A 23,118-nucleotide genomic window follows, 5' to 3' on the forward strand; every position below is an offset into this window, starting at 1 on the left:
CCTAGAGTTATGCTTTCATATATGGATACGCAGTCAACTGAAAAAGCTGAACAGGTGCATGCTCCAGCGTCACCATCTCTTGTACTCCGTTTTATGGCATCGCCGACCGATGTCATTATGGCCGGAACCAATTCTGTCCACGGCGGCCGTGTGTTGCAGTGGATTGACAAGGCCGCTTACGCCTGCGCGACCGGCTGGTCGGGACGCTACTGCGTGACTGCGTACTTCGGTCACATTCACTTCACTCGCCCGATTCCCAGTGGCCACATTGTCGAGGTGCGCTCCAAGATTGCGCATACCGGCCGCAGTTCCATGCACATCGTCAACGAAGTGCTCTCGGCTGATCCGCGCGAGGGCAAGTTCACCCGCGCAGCTGACTGCCTGGTGATCTTCGTGGCCATGGATGAAAACGGTAAGTCGACTCCGGTGCCGAAGTGGGTGCCGCAAACAGAGGAAGAAGAGCGCGTTGAGAAAGCCGCTCTTTCCCGTTTTGAGCTCCGCCGCGACATCGAAGCCAGCATGCGCGCGCAGACCTACTCCGCGGACTCTTCCGCACCCGAACTGACCACACGTTTCCTGGCAAAGCCGACCGATGTCAACTGGGGCGGAAACGTCCACGGCGGCACCGCCATGGAGTGGATCGACGAGGCTGCGACGGCAGTTACCACCAACTGGGCAGGGCGCCAGACCATTTCTGTCTACGCAGGTGGTATTCGCTTCTACAGCCCAATCCACATTGGCGACCTGGTTGAGGTGCGCGCACGCATCCTGCGTACAGGCACGACCTCGATGCACCTGTCGGTGCAGGTCTACTGCTGTGAGCCCCGCAAGGGTGTCGGCGGCCTGCGCAAGGCACTGCATTCGACCATGACGTATGTCGCAATTGATGACGATTTCAACCCGCAGCCGGTACCGCACTTCCAGCCGACGACGGATGAGGACAAGCGCCTGCACGCTCACGATCTGTCACTGAAGGCATTGCGTGACAAGTACAGCCCGCTGCCGCTGATTGAGCGCGAACAGGATTAAGCCGCCTGGCTACCCGGCTTCCTGTTTTTCCACCAGATGGATAGGAACATCCAGCCAATCAGCGCGAAGGTGATGTAGGTGACGTACCGGTCAATCGTCTGCAGGGAGCCCTGGATGCTTGGGCCAAACTTCAGGCCCAAGTACAGGTAGAAGCACTTGAGCATTGCGGCACAGAAGAAGAGGTACACGCCTACTACCCAGCCGCGCACCTTCGCAATACCACCGATGGCCACGACAATCGTGGCCGGAATCGGCGAGAATGGCACAAACGATGCCAGCACACTCAGCCCGATGCGTTCATAGATGAAGTTCTCCATCTTCTTAAACCATCGCGGTGGGTGTCCGCCGAAACTCATCGTTATGAATTCCGTGCCCCACTTCTTGCCCATCCAGTAGAAGAACGGCATGAACTTGATTGTCGAAAGCGCCGCAATCACTACAACAGCGAAGAGGAAGAGCGGCCGGTCCTCGTTTTCCGACGCGAGAATCAGCACCGACAGATTCGATCCTGTCAGCCATGTGTGCAAGAACGTGTACTTGAGCAGCAAAACCGCACGGAACGGGATGATTGCAAAGCCGTACACGGCAACCAGCATCAGCGATGCATAGAGAAGCTTGTCTATTTTGTCCGGCTCACGCAGGAAGCTCGGCAGATCCTCACGAGGGTCGTGCTCGGCCTCGTTACGCATGTCGGGTGAAGTCATGAACCACAGTTTAACTGCACGCCCTCTTCTGCAGCAGGAGCCGCAGACTAGGCCATTACGTACGGCTCAGACGCACTCGCCAAGGACGAGCGCAGCGCCGCCTACTATCCTGAGAAGATATGACCACCGATTCACCCGCGCCTGTGCCCGCACAGCAGCCTCACGCAGCACGGTCTGAGTCTTCCTCACCATCGCTTGACGACGGCCAGGAGAACGCATCCTCACCGAGCATGCTGCAACGTGTTCGCGCCGCTATCCCGCCTGTTTCCATCCTGGTACTGACGGCGGTATTCCTCTTCGCCGGGTGGTTCACGCTCTTCGGTCCTATCAATGTTCTGGCGTGGCGTGGTGGCACGTTCCCCCGCACCGAGGCAGACCGCCCTTACTATCAGCAGGCTCTGAAGGATGTTGCGCGCTATCAGTACGAGGAGCAGCCCTCCCCTGAGGTTTACTTCGGCCTGGCGTGTGGCGCTACTGATGACGACATCCGCAGCGTTATCCCCAAGGTCGGCGAGCACCCGAATTCAGACGCAGACCCAACTGCTGATGCAGATGCCGTCGCCGCCGCTGCTGCCACCAGGCCGGGTTCTGCACCCACAGCTGCGAACCAGACCGCGAAGCTGAATCCAAACCTTGACGCATTCGGCAACACGGTCGACTGCTCCGGTTCCTGGACTGCGCCATTCTTGTCATTCCTGCTCGCGTCCGCGGGTGTTCCGGTCTTTGATACGCCCGAGGATTCGGCTGCCGCAGCCGAGAACCCATGGCTGGTTACGGATGTCGAACAGCTCATGGATGCCTACAAGGCACATGATGCTTTCGTCACCGACAAGGACTTCTCTCCTCAGGTGGGTGACATCATTTTCTACCGCTACCCCGCAGGCCTTGGGGTGCACGCCAACATGGTTGTCGCGGTTCAGGGTGACTGGGTCACCATCGGTGGCGATGAGCTTGGCAAGGTCGGTCTAGCTAGCATGACCCTGCGCAACCGAGGTGGCATCGTGGGCTACGGTGCCACGGGCTACTTCGAGCAGGCACCGCTGGACGCCACCAAATAGCCAAGTTTAAATAGGCAAGTTTTCCTCGATGAGGTCGCGCAGAGCATCGTCGTCAGGCGAGACCTTGGAGCGGAAACGGCCGATGACCTCACCCTCGGGCGAGACAACGAACTTTTCGAAGTTCCACTTCACATCCCCAGCCTCGCCGTCGGCGTCCGGGGTTTCCTTCAACAGCTTGTACAGTGGGTGCGCGCCATGGCCGTTGACCTTCGTCTTTTGGAAGAGCGGGAAGGTAACGCCGAATTCGCGCTGGCAGAACTGCTTGATTTCCTCGGCGTTGCCGGGCTCTTGCCCACCGAACTGATTGCAGGGGAAGCCGAGGACGAAGAAGCCACGGGGTGCGAATTCGTCGAAAAGTCCTTGCAGATCGTCGTACTGATCCGTGAAACCGCACTCCGAGGCGGTGTTGACGATAAGCAGAACGTGGCCGGCCCAGTCATTCATCGTTGCTTCGTTGCCGTCGATGGTGGTCACTGGGATGTCGAAGAGATTGCTCATAAACCCCACACTAGGGCAGTCCCCCGATAGCCGTCAGAGGTAGCGACTAGCCGACCTGCTCCATGCCTTCAAAGAGCTCGCGGCCCAGCGGCACCGAAGAGTGGTTGACCGGCTGCGCACCCCCATCGACCGCCTGGTCAATGATGCCGACAACATCCTGGCGCAGCTTGTGCTCCCGCAGTTTCGAAGCGTTAACGGAGATGCGCACCGCGCGGCCCTTCTCCAGCGAGCGCTGCACCGAGGAGCGCACCGCACGGCGCCACCAACCGGCGCCGCCGAAGCCCTCGCCGATAGCCAGCACGCGAGTCGGATCAACAGCACCAGTGGTCAGGTCGCGGACACCATTTCGGTCCGCTGCCACTCGGAAGCCCAGCTCCGGCAGCACGTTCATGGTCTCGGGCGACATGGTCCACTTCGGTGGTGCAAAGACGTCCGTCTCAAAACCCATCGCACGCATCTGGCGCGTTGCGGCGGTCAGGCGCAAACGCGCTTCATGTTCGCTTAACGACGCAAATTCCGCGCCTCGGCCTCGAACTGACTGATCGAACCCCGCGAGAACAATCTCGATGCCGTCATCGCTACGACGGCGGAGCCAATCCAGCACCGCCGGAGCTTCCCGCAACGACCAGTTTTTACCCGCATGCGGCGCTACCAGCAGAGACGGTGTAATACCGCGCTGTTCCATCGCTGCCACGAAACGAGCGACGTCGAGCAATGTGCCATCGCGCAAACCCGACACCGACACCAAAAGCGGCGAACCGACCACACCACCGTCAACAGTTACGAGCTCTTTGCCCGCTGGACGAATGACCTGGTCGGTCGTCCGAATCTGTTCTTGCACCCCACTGCCTGCCATGGATTCAACAAAAACAGGCGTATGTAAATTTTTGGTAACGGAGAGGACAAGGCTTGGAGAATACTCAGAAGCCTTTCAAATAAGAGTTCAAAAAGCGCCATCGCAGCACATCAATGTGCGTCTGCAGCGCGGATTATCCCCAATGCACAACCTCATCGAGAGCCAGTCCCTTGCGCCAACCGAACTTCTCCAAGTCACGCTCCTCGGCCAGGTGCGTTACTGGACCAATGCACAGCCAGGCCACCGGGCGCACGGGTGCCTCGACACCGACAAAGTCAGCCAGAAAATCCTCATGGTAGAAACTGACCCAGCCGACGCCGAGCCCCTCTGCCGTAGCAGCCAGCCACAGATTCTGAATAGCCAGCGCGACTGACATGAGGCCGGTGTCATCGACGGTGTCGCGGCCGAGAATGTTCTTGCCGCCACGGGTCGGGTCATAGGTGACGACGATGCCCGTTCCCGAGTCCACGATTCCTTCAATCTGAATCGGATTGAAGGTCTCACGCCGCTCGCCTTCGAGCTTGGCCGCGAATTCAGCGCGACGTCCGGCTACGTGGTCGGCAAACTGCTGCAGGCGGTCCGGATTCTGAATGATATGAAAGTCCCACGGTTGGGACAGCCCCACCGACGGGGCTGCATGGGCCGCCGCCAACACGCGCATCAATCGCTCCCTGTCCACCACTTCTCCGGCGAATTCGCGGCGCACATCCCGCCGCCGAAAAAGGGTGTGGTAGACGGCCAACTGATCGTCGGAAAGCGAATCGGTGTCAAAACCCTGCGCGGACAGCAGCGTGCGCATATCCATGCCGTTACTCCACCGCACCAGCAGTGTGGACAATCCAGGCGTACTCGAAGGCAGTCTGACGCCAGCGTTCGTAACGACCGGAAACACCACCATGACCTGCGGACATCTCGGTCTTGAGCAGGAACTGCCCCGGCTGACCTCCGACAACCTCGCGCAGCTTGGCGATCCACTTTGCCGGCTCCACGTAGAGCACGCGGGTGTCGTTCAAACTAGTAATCGCGAGAATCTTCGGGTACTTCGCATCGGCCGAGATGTTCTCGTACGGCGCGTAGGAGGCCATGTAGTCGTAGACCTCCGGGTCGTGGTAGGGATCGCCCCACTCATCCCACTCCACCACGGTCAGCGGCAGCTCTGGCATCAGCATGGATGTCAGGCAGTCGACAAACGGGACCACGGCCTGAATGCCCGCGAACCTATCGCCAGCAATGTTCGCGACCACGCCCATCAGCATGCCGCCCGCCGAACCGCCGAGTGCTACCAGCTGCTCGCGTGTGGTCCACCCAGAATCCAGCAGGTAGTCAGCGACGGCGACGAAGTCAGTGAATGTGTTCTTCTTCGTGGTTGCGCGACCGTTCTCCCACCAGCCGCGGCCCATTTCGCCACCACCGCGGACGTGTGCAATGACAAAAATCATCCCACGATCCAGCAGCGACAGTCGCGCGATGGAAAAGCCAGGATCCATCGAGGCTTCATAGGAACCGTAGCCGTAGAGCAGCGTCGGATTCGGCTTGCTCAGGTCCAGGTCCGCGCGGTGGATAATCGATACCGGAATCTGGGCACCGTCGGCTGCACTCACCCATTCACGCTTGGCGACGTAATCACCGCGATTAAACTTCCCGCGAATCTTCTGCTCCTTGAGCAGCACCCGCTTGCCCGAGGCAATATCAATCTGCCAAAGCTGCGACGGCGTGGTGAAGGAGCCGTAAGCGTAGCGCAACACCGGGGTGTCCCATTCAGCATTGCCGGTAGTGCCTGCAGAGTAGAGCTCTTCGTCGAAGTCGAGCTCGACGAAGTTCACAGCGGACGCTGGCACTGGAGCAGCAGCATGGCTTGTATCAGAGGCATCACCAGCGGAGCCAGCACCATCCTCATCCTGACCCAATACCGCCAGCGCCACACGGCCAATACCGCCACGACGGTAACCAAACGCGATGTGCCCAGCGAAGCAGTCGACGCCCTCAACGCGGACGTCATCGCGGTGCGGAACCAGCTCAGTGAGATCCGAAATGCTGTCGAAAGACCCCGCCGGCACCATGGCCAGTGCGAAGTTCGAACCAGTCATATTGTGTGTAATCAGCCACATATCCCGGCCGCTAATGACGGCGTGATCGATGTCGTATTCAACACCGGCCTCACGCGGGCGCACGCAGGTGAACTCACCGGTCGGGTCACTGGCGTCCAGGTACCAAACCTCGGAAGTAATCTTCGAGGAGCTCTCAATAATCAGGTACTTTTCGCTGCGTACCGTGCCGACTCCAACCCAGTAGGCCTCATCGGGCTCATGGAAGACACAGACATCATCCTCGGTGGAGGTGCCCACGCGGTGACGCCACACGGAATCCGGCCGCCAGGCTTCGTCGACCTTCTGGTAGAAGATCCACTCGGAGCCGACCCAGGTAGCACCTGCGGCGATGCCCGCAATTTCGTCATCAAGCAGTTCACCCGTGCGCAGATCCTTTACGCGCAGCGTGTAGCGTTCGTCGCCTGTGACGTCGGTGGAATAGGCCAGCAGATTGCCGTCCGCGGAGACGCTCGCTGCGCCGAGGGCGAAGAAATCATGGCCTTCGGCCAGCTCGTTGGCATCCAGGATGACCTGTTCTCCTGGTGCTGGGGCATCGTCGGCGATGGTCGGCGGCGTCCACGCGGCAAGACCGTCACCGGCCTCCGCACGCACGCGACAGCTCATCCCGTAGGACTTGCCCTCCTGCGTGCGCGAGTAGTACCACCAGCCGTTAAGGCGAGTTGGGACCGACATGTCGGTCTCCTGCACGCGCGACTTGATCTCCTTAAAAATCGCGTCCGCGGTGCCGTCAAGATCGGAGGTAAAAGCCTCCGTATAGGCATTTTCAGCCTCTAGGTAGTCGATAACCTCGGAGTTTTCCTTATCGCGGAGCCACTCGAAGTTATCGGTGAAGTCCCTTCCGTGGAAGGACCGAGTCACCGGCTTCCGTTGTGCACGGGGTGCGGGCAAATCCTTTTTTGCAGGCTTGCCGACGGATGCCGAGTCCAAGGTCACTTCGCTCACGCAGGTTCTCCAATCCAGTCCGAGAAGCGGCGGCCCGACAGTCGTTCGTAGGCCTCGACGTACCGCTCGCGAGTTGCTTCCACAACACTACCCGGCAGCGCCGGCGGCGGAGTGCCCTCGTCCTTCTTCCAGCCGGACTTGGAGCAGGTCAGCCAGTTTCGGACGTACTGCTTGTCGAAGCTCGGGTTAACCGAACCCTCCTGGTAGGAGTCGGCTGGCCAGTAGCGGGAGGAGTCCGGGGTGAGAACCTCGTCGGCCAGCACCAGGTTGCCGTCGGAGTCGAGGCCGAACTCAAACTTGGTGTCGGCCAGGATGATGCCGCGCTTAGCAGCCAGTTCAGCAGCCTGGGAGTAGATGCGCAGGGTGGCATCGCGAAGCTCTTCGGCGCGCTTCTGCCCCAGGGACTCCACAACGGCGTCGAAGGAGACATTCTCGTCGTGCTCGCCCAGCTCAGCCTTGGTGGCCGGGGTAAAAATCGGTTCTGGCAACTTGGAGCCCTCGACGAGGCCCTCTGGCAGCTCAATGCCACAGACAGTGCCGTTTTCCTTGTACTCGACCAGGCCAGAGCCTGTCAGGTAGCCACGTGCGACGCACTCGAATGGCAGCATGTCCAGCTTCTTGCACACCAGCGCACGACCTAGGCACTCCTCCGGAATGCGCTCATCGTCAGCCGGGCCAGCCATGTGGTTCGGGAAGTCAATCTCATCGAAGAAGAACACGCTCATCGCGGTGAGCACTCGACCCTTGTCAGGAATCGGGGTCTCCAGAATGTGGTCGAAGGCAGAAATACGGTCACTGACCACAAGCAACAGAGTCTCAGGGTCAATCTCGTAGATTTCCCGGACCTTGCCCGCGGAAAGATGGTTATACGAGGAAAGTTCAGGTCGCATGGCGATAAAGTCTAAACCCCTATACGCCTTTGCACTCTATTGATGCCTCCGGCCGCCACCCCAACTAGTGGGGATTGACGCAATTACCGTCGTCAAGCGGGAAAACTTTTGAGATTCCGGAGTGCTGCCCATCGAATTTTTCACAGGTGGACGACGGTGTTTGCCCCTCACCTCCCCCGCTCGGTAGATGACTGGACAAAAATATTTCTAAAAACGTGACAGAAAACACCGATACCAGTATTGTCTAAATTTAGTAATTCACGTCACACTTCAAGGATTTTGAAGGGAACAATCACATGGCAGCTCAGGCCAACAATAACTCTCTGCGCCGCGCAGTCGTCGTCGGTGGTAACCGCATTCCGTTCGCTCGTTCTAACAAGGAATACGCTAACGAGTCGAACCAGGACATGCTGACCGCCGCAATCGACGGTCTCGTCGCTCGCTTCGGTATCGGCGGCGAGCGCCTCGGCGCAGTCTCCGCCGGCGCTGTGCTGAAGCACTCCCGTGACTTTAACCTCACCCGTGAGTGTGTCCTCGGCTCCGCACTGGCGCCGGACACCCCGGCTTTCGACATTCAGATGGCATGTGCCACCGGCATGGAAGCCCTCAACTCTGTCTCCAACATGATCAAGCTGGGCCAGATTGACTCCGCCATCGCCGGCGGCGTGGACACCACCTCCGACGCTCCGATTGCTGTCAACGACCGTCTGCGCAAGATCCTGCTGGAGGCCAGCCGCCAGAAGTCCACTCTGGACATGGCAAAGGTCTTCCTGAAGGCTCGTCCGTCCGACCTGGCTCCAGACACTCCGTCGACCGGCGAGCCGCGCACTGGCCTGTCCATGGGTGAGCACCAGGCCATCACCACCGCCAAGTGGGGCGTTACCCGTGCTGAGCAGGACGAGCTCGCCGCCGCTTCCCACCAGAACATGGCAAACGCTTACGACGAGGGCTTTTTCACTGACCTCGTCACCCCGTACAAGGGCGTTTCCCGCGATACCAACATGCGCCCGGACTCCACCCCGGAGAAGCTGGCCAAGCTCAAGCCAGTCTTCGGCCGCGGTCTGGAAGCAGAGCCGACCATGACCGCTGGTAACTCCACTCCGCTTACCGACGGCGCCTCCGCCGTCCTCGTCTCCACCCCGGAGTGGGCCGCTGAGCGCGGTCTGCCGGTGCTTGCCGACGTCGTCGATTCCGAGGCAGCCGCAGTCGACTTCGTCCACGGCGACGAGGGCCTGCTGATGGCTCCGGCTTACGCCACCCCGCGCCTGCTGGCCCGCAACGGCTGGACCTTCGACGACTTCGACTTCTTCGAGATCCACGAGGCCTTCGCCGGCACCGTCCTGTCCACCATGAAGGCATGGGAGGACGAGGAGTTCTGCCGCACCAAGCTCGGACTGGAAGGCCCGCTGGGCTCCATTCCGCGCGAGAAGCTCAACGTCAAGGGCTCTTCCCTGGCAGCCGGCCACCCATTCGCCGCTACCGGCGGCCGCATTGTGGCAGCCCTCGCCAAGATGCTGCGCCAGAAGGCAGACGAGACCGGCAAGACCACTCGCGGCCTGATCTCCGTTTGTGCTGCGGGCGGCCAGGGTGTTGTCGCAGTTCTCGAGGCTCGCGTCTAAAAGCGCACCACCGATAAAGACACTTTTACTTTCAAGGAGAATTTTCCATGACCGATAAGTACCAGGAACTCGTCAACGGTGGTCCGCTCACTGGACTGGCTAAGGCCGCTGGCCTGCCGCAGCCACCGTTCCTGCGCCGCCACAAGCCGGGCGGTCCGCTGCTGAACAACGACAAGGTGCTCGTCACCGGCGAGGGTGCAGATGCAGACGCAGTTGCAGCCCAGCTGGCTGAGTGGGGCCTGCAGGTCCGTCGTGGCACCGCCGCTGACGACAAGATTGGTGCCATTGTCCTCGTCGCCACTGAGGCCAAGCGTCCGGCAGAGCTGCAGGGCCCAGTGCTCGCTGCTGCAAAGCACATGCGCAAGCTGGACAAGGGTGGCCGCATCGTCACCGTCTCCCGCGCCAAGGATGCTCACCACAACGCAACCCCGGCCGAGATCGCTGAGAACGCTGTCGCCGGTGGTATCGAGGGCCTGATTCGCTCCCTCGGCCACGAGGTTCGTGGCGGCTCCACCGCCAACGGTATCCTCGTTGCTCCGGGTGTCTCGGTCACCGCACCGTCCGTGATTTCCTCCCTGCACTTCTTCCTCTCCGGCCGCTCGGCCTTCATCGACGGCCAGTTCCTCCGCGTCACCTCCGACGCTGGTGAGATCCCGGCCGACTGGGATAAGCCGCTGGCTGGCAAGGTTGCCGCTGTCACCGGTTCCGCCCGTGGTATCGGTGCCGCTATCGCTCGCCAGCTCAAGGCTGACGGCGCAGAGGTCATCGTCATCGACGTTCCGCAGGCTGGCGAGGCTCTGTCCAAGGTTGCCAACGAGCTCGGTGGCCTGGCTCTGCAGCAGGACATCACTGCCGACGACGCCGGCAACGCCATTGCAGATGCCGCTGTAGCTCGCTACGGCCGCCTGGACATCGTCATCCACAATGCAGGCATCACCCGCGACAAGATGTTCGCCAACATGGACGACGCCAAGTGGGGCTCGGTCATCGCCGTCAACATCGAGTCTCAGCTGAAAATGAACGAGCAGCTGCTGAACCACAAGGCCTTCGAGAAGGCTCCGCGTATTGCCACCATGGCTTCCACCTCCGGTATCGCAGGTAACCGCGGTCAGACCAACTACGCCACCTCTAAGGCCGGCGTTATCGCAATGGTCGAGGCTTACGCTGAGGAGTTCGCTAAGCGCGGCGGCAACATCAACGCTGTTGCTCCGGGCTTCATCGAGACCGACATGACCGCTGCTATTCCGTTCGTCAACCGCCAGGTTGCTCGACGCGTGAACTCGCTGCAGCAGGGTGGCCAGCCGGGCGATGTCGCCCAGGCAATCGCCTTCCTGGTCTCCGACCGCGCTCTCGGCGTCAATGGTCACGTCCTGCGCGTCTGCGGTCAGAACATCGTCGGCGCCTAAGCGAAGTCGCGGCTTCCGCATAGGCTCCCGATAAGGAGGAAAGAGGAAAACTTATGGCTAAGACCCTGGATGCCATTCCCAATCTGGTTCCGCTCTACGCCAAGGCAGCTGCTGGTTCGGCGAAGAAACGCCCGAACTCCACCGAAATCAAGGTCGATGAACTAGTGGTCAAGGGCGTCACTGTCGATGCCGACCGTGACCAGGACTTCCGCGACGTCGTTGGCGCCCCGAAGTCTGAACAGGCTTTCTTCGGCCACATCCACGCCCTAATCATGCCCATCCAGATGGAGCTAATGGCTGCGGATGATTTCCCGCTGCCGATGATGGGCCTGGTCCACACCGAGAACACCTACCGCGAAATCTCGCCTGTCACACTCGGTGGCAAAGTTGATATCGCGGTGAAGGTTGCCGCATTCCGCGCTCACCGCTCGGGCACTGAGGTTGTTCTGGAGTCAACTGTTACATCGTCCACATCCGGCGCCACCTTGGTCGAGGAGCAGTCGGTGTATCTGGCCAAGGGCGTTCGCCTGAAGGATGCCGAGGGCTTCGAAGAGGTCCAGGCACAGCGTGAGGCCATCAAGTCCGGCGCCGAGACCATCAAACGCGAGCAGTTCAAGGTTCCCTTCCCCACCGCTCAGTGGAAGCTGGCTGGCAACACCGGCCGCAAGTGGGCCAAGGTTTCCGGTGACTGGAACCCGATTCACATCACCTCTGTCTCCGCGAAGGCTCTGGGCATGCCAGCAGCGATTGCACACGGCATGTACACCGCCTCCCGCGCGCTGGCTGAGGCACAGGTTCTGCCGGGTCAGTCGTACGAGTTCCAGATTTCCTTCGGTGCGCCGGTCGTTCTGCCGACCACCATCAATGTCGCACTCACCCACACCGGTGACGGTGCAGGTGCTGCTCACAACCTGACTGAGGGCAGCTCCAACATCGGCCGCGCAGTCAACATTGTCGCGTGGGATCGCAAGAAGAAGCGTCCGCACTTCACCGGAAGTGTTCGTCCGCTGAAGTAGTTGACACGAAAGCGCTGTAGAAAACGCCGCGCTTTGGAAAACCAGTCTCCTCATTGACTGGACCTTTCCAAAGCGTGGCGTTTTTGTTTTCCCAGTTGTGCTTTTGCCGAGGGCACCACTGGCATGCCCCCCCAGAGAGACACCGTCTCCTTCCCCCCCCNNCCCCGCCACTTTCTCGCCTTGATAGTTAGCTGCTGGATTTTTCCGCCGTTAATGCAGAGTCGCGGCTTTACTTCGCAGTTGCGTGACTAAGCACTGTTCAACCGCACGTAAGCAACGCCTTGTTGACATCCCATTCATTCCTCTATTCTATGTTCAATCGATTGAACATAGGAGGTAATCGAGTGTCTTCATCATCGAAGACGCCGCTGACTTTCACGGAACTCCCACCGGAGGAGTCACCCCGAATCGTGTACTTCTCCAGTGCTTCTGAAAACACTCACCGGTTCGTCCAAAAGCTGGCTCAACCAGCAGCACGCATCCCGTTACATCCGCGAAAAGACGGAATGATTCGCGTTCGCAGCCCATTTGTCCTGATCACACCGACTTATGGCGGCGGATGTCGGCGCCGCGCGGTGCCTAAGCAGGTCATCGCTTTTCTCAACGACGAAACCAACAGGAGTTTCATCCGCGGTGTCATCACCTCGGGCAACACAAATTTCGGCACCGACTTTTGCATAGCCGGAGCCATCATTTCTGCAAAATGCCAGGTCCCGGAGCTATACCACTACGAGTTACTGGGGACAGACCACGATGTGGAAAACGTCAAAGAGGGCCTGGAAAAATTCTGGAGGAGCGCTACTTCTTGAACATCTACAGCTATTCAACTACGCCACCGTCTTTTCGCAAGGACCCAGCTGCCCGCCTTCGGCCAATCAACTGGAACCGAGTGCACGATGACAAAGATCTCGAAGTGTGGAATCGCCTAACAGCAAATTTTTGGCTGCCCGAAAAAGTCCCACTGTCCAATGACCTTGCAGACTGGCGACGCCTCACCGATCTAGAACGCGAGCTGACCATGAAGGTCTTCACCGGACTGACCATGCTCGACACAGTCCAGGCGTCTGTCGGAGAGATTTCCCAAATTCAAGATGCCCGCACAGAACATGAAGAGGCCGTCTACACGAATATCGCTTTCATGCAAGCAGTGCATGCAAAGTCCTATTCTTCAGTATTTTCCACGCTGTCCAATACCCCTGACATCGACGCTGCCTACCAATGGGCAGTCGCCAATGACATCCTGCAGGCTCGGTCAAAAGCTGTGCTCAAACACTATTATGGCGACGTTCCGCTCAAGCGAAAGGCGGCAGCAACGCTTCTTTCGTCCTTCTCGCTCTACGCCGGCTTCTACCTCCCGCTGCACTTCGCATCACGAGGCATCCTGACCAACACCGCCGACATGGTGCGCCTGATTCTGCGCGACAAAGCTGTTCACGGCTATTACTCCGGCTACAAGTTCCAGCGAGGCGTAGAAACCTACGACAGCGCCACGCAAGCGCAGATGAAGGCTTTCGTCTTCGAGCTTCTCGACGAGCTATACCAGCTCGAACTAAGGTACTCCGAAGCCCTATACCAACCACTCGGGCTTTACGACGACGTTGCCAACTTCATTCGATACAACGCCAACAAAGCGCTCATGAACTTGGGTTACCCGCAGCGGTTTAACCATGATGAGACCGCATTCAAGCCCGAGATTCTCGCCGCCCTCACCCCGGGGTCAGATGAAAACCACGACTTTTTCTCCGGTTCTGGCTCCGCATATGTCATCGGAAAAGCCGAAGACACCGCAGATGAAGACTGGGATTTCTAAATCCACGTCTTTCCCCATACATCCTAAGAAAGGAACATTCGCATGACTGCACAGATTTCTATCCTGGTAGGAAGCTTGCGTCGAGCCTCCTATGCACGAAAGATTGCACTCAAGGCAGCCACGTACTTCCCCGATGACTTCAAAGTCGACATCGTCGAGATTCGTGACCTCCCTCTCTACAACTTCGACTACGACGACCCCGCAGTGTCCGATATTGCGACTCCCGCGGAATACACCAGTTTCCGGGAAACCATTAAAGCCAGCGATGGCATCCTATTTGTCACCCCAGAAAACAACCGCACAATTCCTGCAGCTCTGAAGAATGCCGTTGACATCGGATCTAAGCCCAACGGTGATGTGGCATGGAAGAACCTGCCCGCGGGAATTATCAGCCACTCCGTCGGCCGTATGGGCGGTTATAGCTCTCAGAAGAACTTGCGACTCGCGCTGTCGTACTTCGACATGCCGATGCTCGGTCAGCCAGAGGTCTTCCTGGGACAATCGCCAACACTCATTGACGAACAAGGAGAATTCACGTCGTCAAGCACTGAGGACTTTGTTCGCGACTACATCAACAGATTTGCAGACCTAGTTCGCGAGCAGAGCCCACGCCACTAACTGAAATCCCCTAATCAGCGCAGCGTTACTGGGGATATCGCCGTATGAAGATTCTTCACTGACTAGGATCAAACGCTGCGTTCTCTGCGCGGTTAGGCGCTCGTCGTTAGGCTCATTTTCATGACTGTTTCTATCTCGGCCGTGATCGCGCTTAACGACGACCCCCGCGCCGCTGCGCGGTTTTACGCCGAAGGTTTTCACTCCAACATCAAGCCCAACTCCACCACGCTCACCATCGGCGGGATGGACTTTGAACTCATTGAGAACGGGAACCGCCGATTAACCCCCGCTGTGTCTTTTATGGTGCGATTTGCCCCTGGTCAGGAAAACCAGCTGCGCAGACTGTGGGAGCATCTGATGGCGGGTGATGAAACCATCAGCGGTGGTGCTACGCTCATGCCCCTGACCAGCTACGATTTCTCGCCGCTCTTTGGCTGGTTGGTCGACGGCAATGGGGTCAACTGGCAACTGATGATTGATTCCTTAACCAGCGGGGCTGCAAGCACGGACGCTGCCGCAAAGACAGCGAATCCCGCCGTTATTCCCTACTTCATGTGGACAGGCGACGAACCACAGGCTGCCGCCGCCACCGAGGTATACAACCGGCTTTTCGGGTCAGGGAATTTCATGACGCTCGACTCGCCGGGCATGCACAATTTCACCTTCGGCGACGGTGTGGCGATGCGCCTCTCCAGCGATTCGGCCGAAGAGGTCGAAAGCGCCTGCCAAGCGCTTGGCCTAACAGGCGCTGAGGTTGCCGAGGGCACGGAAGCCGTCGTCAAGCCTGACCGATTCGGCGTGTACTGGACGCTCTAGCGTTACTTACGGGTCAACGCGATTGCCGCGCCGACGACGGCTAACAGAACTGCACCAATAGAGAACCACATCATGTTGGAAGAGCCGTCATCCTCGTTTTCTTCGGTGCCCTTCGGATTCTGCTGGCTACTAGTCGGGGCCTCGCTACTTGGCGACTTGTGCGCGACCTGTTCAAAAGCTGGGCCCGGAATCTTCTCGCCGACCAACTCCGTGGTCAGCTGGTAAGTCACCGGGACGTTTTGAACACCCGCGACATCGTGGGATTGACCGGCACCCCAGCTGTTGTTGAAGAAGACAACGATGTACTGGTCGCCATCCAACCAGGCTCTTTCAGCCTCGTAATCGCCCGACTTTTCACTATCTTCGCCGATCCGATTGCGATAGTTAATCCGGGCCGAGTTACCAAATGTAGTCTCTTCACCGATCTGGTGTTCATTGGCCGGACGGTTTTCCTCGCTGCCGGCGAGCTGGCGTGCCGAGTTCAGCGTCTTGATATCCAGGCCGGAGATCTGTGCAAGCTTGTCCGCTTCTGGGGCGTCAATGAGTTTGACGGCGCCGCGGAGCTGCTGCCCATACTCGGACTTGATCTTGTACACGTGCGTCTCACCAGGAACAATGTCGGCCGTGACGCTGCTGATGTTGTCGGCAGTAAGTTCCGTGGCGTCATCGAACCACGAACCTGGGGTGACCTTCTTAGCCTGATCTGCTTCCGGTGTCGCGGGCGGAGGGTTCAAGCTCTCCTTGTCGGACGGGAACGCCTCCGGCACATCAATCAGGTTTTCGTTGGCGAAACGCTTGATGGTTACTTCTGCAGGAATGTCCTGGCCCTCGAAGGAGCCGCCTTTCCGAGCCACGGAGAACACCACATTGCCCGGCTTACAGTCCCCCTCAGCTCCCCCGGACTGCTTGGTTGTTATCGATGCGAAAAAGGGGCCATTGGAGTCGATGATGCCATTGCCGAAATCATTGGCCAGGAAGCAACTGCTGTCATCCAAATGCATAGTGAGCGCGAAGTTACGAACATCTAGGTCCATCAACGTCGCGCCTGACGACGCTCCCGGCACGGTAGCCGCACTAATTGCAAGCCGCTCTCCCTCAGCAACCGGGACGGAGAAGTACTCAGCACCGTCGCCTTCCTGATTACCGATGCTGCGCTCGGACTCAGGAGTCTTTTCCCGCAGCTTGGTCGAGAACGTTTCCACGTCGGCAGGCACCTTGGTAGCGCTCGTAGGAGCGTCGCCGCCCTGTATCTCTTGCGCGCTGGACTGCGCGGTGCGTGCGGTGCGGGTCGCCAGCGTCTTCATGGACTCAGCCAGCGAATCGGAGTCCTGGGCGTCCAGGTACTCACCGCCAGTGGCCTCAGCAATGCACTCCAGTTCAGCACGTGCACCTGCATCAACAAGGAAACCAACTGTGTTGATGACCAGGTCAATGCCCTGCTGCTTGAGTTCCTTGGCTACCTCGCACACCGGTGGCGGAGCACAGGTGTCCTCACCATCGGAGACCAACACAATCGAACGTTGCCCTTCTTTCGGCAACTCATCGGCAGCCTGACGCAGCGCAGGCCCCATCGGGGTGTGGCCGGAGGCTTGGACCTTTCCTACTTCAGCAGGAATCTTCGCCGAGTTACCCGCCTGCACGGGCAGCAGCGTGGTGATGTCCTGACAGCCAGCTTCCCGCTCCTCCGGCGAATTGCCAACTTCCGTGCCGTAGACCATGAACCCAATTTCGGAGTCCTCTGACACCGATCCCGCGAACTTACTCGTGGCAGTCTTCGCTGCCTCCATTCGGGTCTGGCCGCCCGCGTCGTCGGCAAGCATTGACCCTGAAGCATCCAGGATCACCATGGTTGGCGAGATAGTACTCGCGGCCTCTTGCGCCTGTGCACGCCCTGTTGTGATTCCCGCAAAAGAGCCTACGAGCACCAGCAGCATGGAGATGGTGAGCACGACCGCTGAGAGTTGTCTTCTTCTGATCATGTGGTCGGTTCCTTTTCTTCAAGCGTAAATCTTCAAGCGTAAAAAGAACGTTACATGACAAAAGTATGTCTGATTCTCAAGATAATGACTGGGCAGACCCCAAAAATTACGGGCGCCAAATATGATTACGGGCTGCAAATGTGAAACTGTATGAGTTTATGACACTTTCAGGCAATTTTTCAGGCCATTTTTGTCATAAACGCAGTCAGTAACTTGCATCGCCCTGCCGCCGCTGACATAAACGCAGTCAGTAACTCGCATTGGGATAAGTAGCAAAAGATGCCCACCGGTCGACCCGCCGAACGCGCATACTTTTTGTCTATTAACCAGCTCCCCCTAGCGGGACTCCAACCACGCCACAATGTCGGAGTAGACCTCTTCCTTATTCAACTCGTTGAGAATCTCATGGCGACCATCCGGATAGACCTTAAAGCGCACGTCCTTCTTGCCCGCGTTCAGGTATTTGCCCACGACCTCAGTCACACAGGCAGCGCCACCCGCCGGATCAACGGCACCGGAAACCACGAAAAGCGGCAGCTCATCAGGCGCTTTCTCATAGGCTTCAGGCGAGTTCGCGTAGTGCGTGCCGACGAGAAGGTCGCGGAAAAAGGCATTGGTGGGAACGAAACCACACTTGTCGTCCGCAATATAAGCATCGACAATCTTGTGGTCGCGGGTGAGCCAATCAAACTTAGTGCGGCGCTCAAAGTCCTTGTTGTAATCAGCAAAGGTGAGAGTGTTGAGCAGCTTGCCCGGCGCGGTAGGACGAATCTTAGCCAGCAGGTTTGCCACCTTCATTCCCGCGTCGCCCTTAGCCCCTGGCCACGACACAGTGCCCATGATAATGACACCGGTGAGCCCCTCGCCGTACTTGGCGATGTAGTTACGAGTCAGAAGCGACCCCATGGAGTGGCCGAGAATATAGTGCTTGCTACCTGGGAATTCTGCATCAACGTACTGGCGCACCGCGTGGAGGTCTTCGAGAATCAGGTTCCAGCCACCGTAGTCAGCGAAGAAGCCCGGGATGCCAGCATCCGTCTTGGTCATACCGTGGCCGCGATGGTCGTGCGCGACGACGGCATAACCCTGGGATACGAGGTACTCGGCGAACTTGGCGTAGCGGTTGGCGTACTCGACCATGCCGTGGACAATCTGCACCACTCCCTTAGGAGTAATGGGCGCGCCCTTGTCATTTTCTGGAACCCAGCGCAGCACATTCAATGTGGCACCTGGGCGAGAAAGCGAAGTCCTAACAGCCGATGTCACGTCGGGCACCTTTCGAGTAGAGGTTTCGATGCTTATCGCTCATCGTACCGAGGAACTTGGCTGCTCACTGGTGCTTTCGTCAACAAACAAAGAAAAACTCTGCCACCAACGTGACAGAGTTTTTCAAGGGACCTTACGTCTTTACGTTTTTTCGTTTACGTGTTTCGCGCGTGACGCTCGCGAAGCTACAGAATCTCGCCCGGCTTGTAGGCCGCGGCCTCTGGGTACTTGTCCACGACAGCCTGCACACGTGCAACTACGCGGTCAACCTGGGATTCCGCGGCACCGATGAACGCATGGCGGTTCGCCAGAGCGTCGGCAAGCCCTGCGGCATCCAGCGGGAAACGCTCATCTGCAGCGAGACGTTCAGTGAGATTCTGCTCAGCACCCTTTTCGCGCATATCCAGTGCGGTGGCGACGGCGTGCTCCTTGATGATCTCGTGGGCTTCCTCGCGGCCCATACCAGCGCGAACGGCTGCCATGAGGATCTTGGTGGAAGCCAGGAACGGCAGGTAGCGCTCCAGCTCACGGTCGATCATGGCCGGGAATGCACCGAACTCGGACAGGACGGTGAGGAAGGTTTCGAACATGCCGTCCATGGCGAAGAAAGCATCCGGCAGTGCAACGCGGCGAACCACGGAGCAGGAAACGTCGCCTTCGTTCCACTGAGTACCGGCGTATTCGGAGAGCATGGTCATGTAACCACGCAGGATGACCTGGAAACCGTGGACGCGCTCACAGGAGCGGGCGTTCATCTTGTGCGGCATGGCGGAAGAGCCGACCTGGCCTTCCTTGAAGCCCTCGGTGACGGTCTCATTACCGGCCATCAGGCGGATGGTGGTGGCCAGCGACGCCGGGCCTGCGCCCAGCTCGACCAGTGCGGACAGAGCGTCGAAGTCGAGGGTGCGCGGGTAGACCTGACCAACGGAGTCAAAGACGCGGTCGAAGCCGAGGCCTTCAGCGATTTCGTTTTCGAGGGAGGCCAGTGCGGACTCATCACCGTCAAGCAGATCCAGCATGTCCTGGGCGGTACCCATCGGGCCCTTGATGCCACGCAGTGGGTAGCGGGAAATCAGGTCTTCTACGCGCTCGATGCCCAGCAGCATCTCGTCCGCAGCGGAGGCGAAGCGCTTGCCCAGAGTCGTTGCCTGCGCGGCGACGTTGTGGGAACGACCCGCCATGACCAGCGACTGGTACTCGGAGGCCTTCTCGGCAGTGCGGGCGGCAACGGCAACGGCCTTGTCACGCACGACCTTCAGCGACTGCAGAACCTGCAGCTGCTCGACGTTTTCAGTCAGGTCTCGTGAGGTCATTCCCTTGTGAATGTGCTCGGTGCCAGCCAGTTCACAGAACTCTTCAATGCGGGCCTTCACATCGTGGCGAGTAATACGCTCACGGGCGGCAATGGAGTCGAGGTCAACTTGGTCGATGACCTTTTCATACGCCTCGATAGTGCCCTCCGGAACCTCAATTCCGCGGGCGACCTGGGCCTTCAAAACTGCAATCCAGAGCTTGCGCTCGAGGATGATCTTGTACTCAGGGCTCCACAACTCCGCCAGAGTCGCAGAGGCGTATCGGTTAGCAAGGACGTTTGCAATCTTCTTTTTCTCAGCCACGCCCTCAAGTATTCCATGACCCCGGCATCCGCGGTTATCTAGGCCATGGATGACCACGCATTTCTTCCACGCCCTCGTTGAATTTGCGCATCAATCGCACGAACTCCGCGAGCTCCGAGTCTTCCCAGCCATGCGTAATGTCATCGACGGTATTCTTACGCGCCTCAATCTCCCGGTGCAGCAGCTCTAGCCCCTTGTCGGTCGCGCTATGCACCTTCGCGCTTGACGACGGCGCGGACCTCTTCGCGATATACCCCTGCCGCATGGCGGCGGCCAGCTGGCGATGCACTGTAGAAATGTCCAGCCCTAGTGCATCGGAGAGCTCGGCGACTGTCATATCCGGCTGTGCTTCCAGCCTAGCCAGCAGTGCTGCGGCGGAGCGATCCAACAGGATGTCCTTACGATGTGGTCGGTAGCCGCTGGAGCTCACCCGGGATAGCAGCATGTTCTCGTAAACGAGCGCGGCCAGGTCGTCGTTTCGCACGGTGGCAGTCAATCCTCTTGTCGCCTTTATGTCGGCCCTTTAATGGGCCTGCGGGATGTATCTGTTTGCTTAATTCCTCACCTATTCTAGCGTGCCGCGGACAGAGTTAATCCCACGGGAATGCATTTGCATCATACAAACCAATTGTTATAATTCGACCCCTAACTGCATTTTTGCACGATACAAATACCGGAAAGCAGTTTTGCCACAGCACTAATTCCACGATTGTTTTCAAACGAGAAAAGAGACCGTACTTTCAGCATGACAACGCATACGACCACACAGACCAGGCACAAACAGAACGAGCAGGACGAGCAGCGCGGACAAGACAAGCTCTTCTCCCCCGCCTTCATAATCAGCTGGCTGATTAACTTCAGCATGTACCTGGTGTTCTACCTTTCAATCACGGTCATGGCGCTCTACGCCGTCCAGCGCTTCTCCGCCTCCGACGCCGCCGGTGGCTTCGCCGCCAGTTCTTTCGTTGTCGGTGCCACCATCGCTCGCCTCTTCTCGGGCTACTTGGTGGACACCTTCGGTGGTCGCAAAATCATGCTCGGCTCGCTCACTGTCATCGTTGCAGCCTGCGCCGCCTATATTTGGGCCGCTTCCCTGCCGATCTTAATTACGATCCGCATCATCCACGGCCTGACCTACGCTTTCGCCTCCACCGCCGTGATGGCCGCCGCCCAGACCGCCATTCCCGCTTCGCGACGTGCAGAGGGCACCGGCTACATATCACTCGGCACCACTCTGGCCACGGCCATTGGTCCAGCTCTTGGCCTGGCTCTCATTGGCTCGGTCGGCTACAGCGTCCTCTTCGCCACCGCCCTCGGCCTGTCCGTTATAGGTCTGGTGCTGGCGCTAGTCCTCCCACAACACACCGAGCCCACCACCGTGGCAGACAAGGCCGAGGCCACCGAGGATTCGTCGGCAAGCGAGACGAAGCGCACATTTTCCTTCGATGACATCATGACGCCGAGAGTGGTGCCAATCGGCCTGTTCATGCTGCTCGTCGGCCTGGCGTATGCGGGCGTGATTACATTCCTGAACCGATACTCGCAGCTGAGCGGCCTGACTAGGGGCGCCAGCTTCTTCTTCATCGCCTATGCGGTGGCGATGATGGCGGCGCGTTTCTCACTGGGACGCCTACAAGATCGCCGCGGCGACAACCCCGTCATCGCCATCGGCCTGGTGTGCTTCACCATCTCACTGCTTGTTCTGGCTTTCGCTAGCGCTGACTGGCACGTTATCGCCGCCGGTGCGCTCTGCGGCCTGGGCTACGGCACGCTGATGCCGGCCTGCCAGACCATCTCTGTGCACCTGGCCCCGGCACACAAGTTGGGCACGGGCATCTCGACGCTGCTCTTGCTTGTCGACGCGGGCATCGGCCTCGGCCCAATCGTGCTTGGTTCGGTAGCCGCCACTATGGGCTTCGACAAGATGTACGCAGGCCTGGCGGTCGTGGTGGTTCTCGCGGCCGTCTTCTACTGGTTCGTGCATGGCCGCAAGCCTGTTGCGAGGCGCCATCGCGTGGATCTTTAGAACTAATTGGTGTGCAGTCACTTTTTACAGGTGAATATCGGACAAGGAACACCGATAGCAGTTATGTGTCGTGAGTCACCTATACTTTCCCCCATGACTGAATCATCCACACCACAGAGCATGATTTCGATTGCCGAGGTGAACAAGCACTACGGCGATTACCACGCTTTGCGCGACATCAACCTGGAAATCCCAGCTGGCCAGGTCGTAGTTATCCTCGGCCCCTCCGGCTCTGGTAAATCCACACTGTGCCGAACCATCAACCGCCTGGAAACCATCGACAGCGGCGAAATTCGCATCAACGGCAAGCTCCTTCCCGAAGAAGGTAAGGAACTCACCCGCCTGCGCGCTGAGGTCGGCATGGTCTTCCAGCAGTTCAACCTCTTCAGCCACATGACCATTCGCGACAATGTCACGTTGGCCCCACTGAAGGTCCGCAAGATCTCCAAAGCCGAGGCCCGCGAGCGTGCGGACAAGCTGCTCGCCCGTGTCGGCATTGCGGAACAGGCTGACAAGTACCCGGCGCAGCTCTCCGGCGGTCAGCAGCAGCGCGTCGCCATCGCACGCGCCCTGGCCATGGACCCGAAGGTCATGCTTTTCGACGAGCCCACCTCCGCGCTCGACCCGGAAATGATCAACGAGGTCCTCGATGTCATGACCGACCTGGCCAAGGGCGGCATGACCATGGTCTGTGTCACCCACGAGATGAGCTTCGCCCGCCGCGTGGCCGACCGCATCCTGTTCATGGCCGACGGTGCGATTGTCGAAGACACCGACCCGGAGACCTTCTTCACCAACCCGCAGAGCGATCGCGCCAAGGATTTCTTGGCCAAAATCGTCGGACATTAGGCAGGGCTGGTC

The 23,118-nt window shown here is 58.9% G+C and carries 21 protein-coding genes; 11 read left to right on the forward strand and 10 right to left on the reverse strand.

What is annotated here, in order from left to right; all coding sequences use genetic code 11:
* Nucleotides 1-21: 21 nt before the first annotated feature.
* A complete protein-coding gene (locus tag ADM64_RS08100) occupies nucleotides 22-1,029 on the forward strand; it encodes an acyl-CoA thioesterase (protein WP_016421392.1) in 1,008 nt (335 codons plus the stop codon).
* On the opposite strand, the gene ADM64_RS08105 is transcribed toward ADM64_RS08100, so the two are convergent.
* Nucleotides 1,026-1,733 carry a hypothetical protein gene (locus ADM64_RS08105; RefSeq protein ID WP_049193818.1) on the reverse strand — a complete coding sequence of 236 codons (708 nt, stop codon included), beginning with the start codon at nucleotides 1,731-1,733 and terminating at the stop codon, nucleotides 1,026-1,028. The genes ADM64_RS08100 and ADM64_RS08105 overlap by 4 nt on opposite strands.
* A gap of 119 nt (nucleotides 1,734-1,852) precedes the next feature.
* Between ADM64_RS08105 and ADM64_RS08110 the strand changes: the two genes are divergently transcribed.
* Nucleotides 1,853-2,791: a hypothetical protein gene (locus ADM64_RS08110; RefSeq protein WP_224783816.1), complete on the forward strand. Its 939-nt coding sequence runs from the start codon at nucleotides 1,853-1,855 to the stop codon at nucleotides 2,789-2,791.
* Nucleotides 2,792-2,797: 6 nt separating this feature from the next.
* Here the strand turns inward: ADM64_RS08110 and ADM64_RS08115 are convergent, their stop codons facing one another.
* The 5 genes from ADM64_RS08115 to ADM64_RS08135 form a co-directional block, all read right to left on the reverse strand.
* The gene (locus ADM64_RS08115) at nucleotides 2,798-3,289 is read right to left on the reverse strand and encodes a glutathione peroxidase (protein ID WP_049173070.1); all 492 of its coding nucleotides are present in this window, start codon (nucleotides 3,287-3,289) and stop codon (nucleotides 2,798-2,800) included.
* A 46-nt stretch (nucleotides 3,290-3,335) separates the two neighbouring features.
* Nucleotides 3,336-4,145, reverse strand: coding sequence for a polysaccharide deacetylase family protein (locus ADM64_RS08120; protein WP_222865562.1), 810 nt, complete (start codon nucleotides 4,143-4,145; stop codon nucleotides 3,336-3,338).
* A 133-nt stretch (nucleotides 4,146-4,278) separates the two neighbouring features.
* On the reverse strand, nucleotides 4,279-4,950 hold the full coding sequence (gene bluB / locus ADM64_RS08125) for a 5,6-dimethylbenzimidazole synthase (RefSeq protein ID WP_049173072.1): 672 nt from the start codon (nucleotides 4,948-4,950) through the stop codon (nucleotides 4,279-4,281).
* A gap of 4 nt (nucleotides 4,951-4,954) precedes the next feature.
* Nucleotides 4,955-7,186 carry a S9 family peptidase gene (locus ADM64_RS08130; RefSeq protein ID WP_370449653.1) on the reverse strand — a complete coding sequence of 744 codons (2,232 nt, stop codon included), beginning with the start codon at nucleotides 7,184-7,186 and terminating at the stop codon, nucleotides 4,955-4,957.
* A gap of 5 nt (nucleotides 7,187-7,191) precedes the next feature.
* Nucleotides 7,192-8,085 (reverse strand): phosphoribosylaminoimidazolesuccinocarboxamide synthase, encoded by an 894-nt coding sequence (locus ADM64_RS08135; RefSeq protein ID WP_049173073.1) that lies wholly within the window; start codon nucleotides 8,083-8,085, stop codon nucleotides 7,192-7,194.
* Between the two features lie 296 nt (nucleotides 8,086-8,381).
* Between ADM64_RS08135 and ADM64_RS08140 the strand changes: the two genes are divergently transcribed.
* The 7 genes from ADM64_RS08140 (at nucleotide 8,382) to ADM64_RS08170 (ending at nucleotide 15,370) form a co-directional block, all read left to right on the forward strand.
* Nucleotides 8,382-9,704, forward strand: coding sequence for an acetyl-CoA C-acetyltransferase (locus ADM64_RS08140; protein ID WP_016421400.1), 1,323 nt, complete (start codon nucleotides 8,382-8,384; stop codon nucleotides 9,702-9,704).
* 47 nt (nucleotides 9,705-9,751) lie between these two features.
* Nucleotides 9,752-11,110: a 3-oxoacyl-ACP reductase gene (locus ADM64_RS08145; RefSeq protein WP_048732093.1), complete on the forward strand. Its 1,359-nt coding sequence runs from the start codon at nucleotides 9,752-9,754 to the stop codon at nucleotides 11,108-11,110.
* A gap of 53 nt (nucleotides 11,111-11,163) precedes the next feature.
* Entirely contained in the window at nucleotides 11,164-12,126 is a 963-nt protein-coding gene (locus ADM64_RS08150; RefSeq protein WP_016421402.1) for a MaoC/PaaZ C-terminal domain-containing protein, read from the forward strand.
* A gap of 344 nt (nucleotides 12,127-12,470) precedes the next feature.
* Complete coding sequence (gene nrdI, locus ADM64_RS08155; RefSeq protein ID WP_016421403.1) at nucleotides 12,471-12,935, forward strand: class Ib ribonucleoside-diphosphate reductase assembly flavoprotein NrdI; 465 nt, start codon at nucleotides 12,471-12,473, stop codon at nucleotides 12,933-12,935.
* Complete coding sequence (nrdF, locus tag ADM64_RS08160; protein ID WP_076773175.1) at nucleotides 12,932-13,936, forward strand: class 1b ribonucleoside-diphosphate reductase subunit beta; 1,005 nt, start codon at nucleotides 12,932-12,934, stop codon at nucleotides 13,934-13,936. The genes nrdI and nrdF overlap by 4 nt, the downstream gene beginning before the upstream one ends.
* A gap of 42 nt (nucleotides 13,937-13,978) precedes the next feature.
* Nucleotides 13,979-14,554 carry an NADPH-dependent FMN reductase gene (locus ADM64_RS08165; protein ID WP_016421405.1) on the forward strand — a complete coding sequence of 192 codons (576 nt, stop codon included), beginning with the start codon at nucleotides 13,979-13,981 and terminating at the stop codon, nucleotides 14,552-14,554.
* A gap of 120 nt (nucleotides 14,555-14,674) precedes the next feature.
* Nucleotides 14,675-15,370: a VOC family protein gene (locus ADM64_RS08170; protein ID WP_049173075.1), complete on the forward strand. Its 696-nt coding sequence runs from the start codon at nucleotides 14,675-14,677 to the stop codon at nucleotides 15,368-15,370.
* Nucleotides 15,371-15,372: 2 nt separating this feature from the next.
* Here the strand turns inward: ADM64_RS08170 and ADM64_RS08175 are convergent, their stop codons facing one another.
* The 4 genes from ADM64_RS08175 to ADM64_RS08190 form a co-directional block, all read right to left on the reverse strand.
* Entirely contained in the window at nucleotides 15,373-17,319 is a 1,947-nt protein-coding gene (locus ADM64_RS08175; RefSeq protein WP_224783812.1) for a vWA domain-containing protein, read from the reverse strand.
* Between the two features lie 366 nt (nucleotides 17,320-17,685).
* Nucleotides 17,686-18,615 (reverse strand): alpha/beta fold hydrolase, encoded by a 930-nt coding sequence (locus ADM64_RS08180; protein ID WP_049193820.1) that lies wholly within the window; start codon nucleotides 18,613-18,615, stop codon nucleotides 17,686-17,688.
* Nucleotides 18,616-18,800: 185 nt separating this feature from the next.
* On the reverse strand, nucleotides 18,801-20,231 hold the full coding sequence (gene purB / locus ADM64_RS08185; RefSeq protein WP_049193821.1) for an adenylosuccinate lyase: 1,431 nt from the start codon (nucleotides 20,229-20,231) through the stop codon (nucleotides 18,801-18,803).
* Nucleotides 20,232-20,265: 34 nt separating this feature from the next.
* Nucleotides 20,266-20,715: a MarR family winged helix-turn-helix transcriptional regulator gene (locus tag ADM64_RS08190; RefSeq protein WP_049172172.1), complete on the reverse strand. Its 450-nt coding sequence runs from the start codon at nucleotides 20,713-20,715 to the stop codon at nucleotides 20,266-20,268.
* A 261-nt stretch (nucleotides 20,716-20,976) separates the two neighbouring features.
* Between ADM64_RS08190 and ADM64_RS08195 the strand changes: the two genes are divergently transcribed.
* Together ADM64_RS08195 and ADM64_RS08200 are read left to right on the forward strand one after the other, a co-directional pair.
* Nucleotides 20,977-22,257, forward strand: coding sequence for an MFS transporter (locus ADM64_RS08195; protein WP_049193822.1), 1,281 nt, complete (start codon nucleotides 20,977-20,979; stop codon nucleotides 22,255-22,257).
* Between the two features lie 120 nt (nucleotides 22,258-22,377).
* Complete coding sequence (locus tag ADM64_RS08200; RefSeq protein WP_042388208.1) at nucleotides 22,378-23,106, forward strand: amino acid ABC transporter ATP-binding protein; 729 nt, start codon at nucleotides 22,378-22,380, stop codon at nucleotides 23,104-23,106.
* Nucleotides 23,107-23,118: the final 12 nt, after the last annotated feature.

Origin of the sequence: Corynebacterium sp. 401_CJEI, from assembly GCF_001076435.1 — a bacterium.
Classification (GTDB): domain Bacteria; phylum Actinomycetota; class Actinomycetes; order Mycobacteriales; family Mycobacteriaceae; genus Corynebacterium; species Corynebacterium jeikeium_D.

Coding starts and splice junctions, on each gene's coding strand:
- ADM64_RS08100 (WP_016421392.1), top strand. CDS start 22: ATGGATACGCAGTCAACTGAAAAAGCTGAACAGGTGCATGCTCCAGCG.
- ADM64_RS08105 (WP_049193818.1), bottom strand. CDS start 1,733: ATGACTTCACCCGACATGCGTAACGAGGCCGAGCACGACCCTCGTGAG.
- ADM64_RS08110 (WP_224783816.1), top strand. CDS start 1,853: ATGACCACCGATTCACCCGCGCCTGTGCCCGCACAGCAGCCTCACGCA.
- ADM64_RS08115 (WP_049173070.1), bottom strand. CDS start 3,289: ATGAGCAATCTCTTCGACATCCCAGTGACCACCATCGACGGCAACGAA.
- ADM64_RS08120 (WP_222865562.1), bottom strand. CDS start 4,145: ATGGCAGGCAGTGGGGTGCAAGAACAGATTCGGACGACCGACCAGGTC.
- bluB (WP_049173072.1), bottom strand. CDS start 4,950: ATGGATATGCGCACGCTGCTGTCCGCGCAGGGTTTTGACACCGATTCG.
- ADM64_RS08135 (WP_049173073.1), bottom strand. CDS start 8,085: ATGCGACCTGAACTTTCCTCGTATAACCATCTTTCCGCGGGCAAGGTC.
- ADM64_RS08140 (WP_016421400.1), top strand. CDS start 8,382: ATGGCAGCTCAGGCCAACAATAACTCTCTGCGCCGCGCAGTCGTCGTC.
- ADM64_RS08145 (WP_048732093.1), top strand. CDS start 9,752: ATGACCGATAAGTACCAGGAACTCGTCAACGGTGGTCCGCTCACTGGA.
- ADM64_RS08150 (WP_016421402.1), top strand. CDS start 11,164: ATGGCTAAGACCCTGGATGCCATTCCCAATCTGGTTCCGCTCTACGCC.
- ADM64_RS08165 (WP_016421405.1), top strand. CDS start 13,979: ATGACTGCACAGATTTCTATCCTGGTAGGAAGCTTGCGTCGAGCCTCC.
- ADM64_RS08170 (WP_049173075.1), top strand. CDS start 14,675: ATGACTGTTTCTATCTCGGCCGTGATCGCGCTTAACGACGACCCCCGC.
- ADM64_RS08195 (WP_049193822.1), top strand. CDS start 20,977: ATGACAACGCATACGACCACACAGACCAGGCACAAACAGAACGAGCAG.
- ADM64_RS08200 (WP_042388208.1), top strand. CDS start 22,378: ATGATTTCGATTGCCGAGGTGAACAAGCACTACGGCGATTACCACGCT.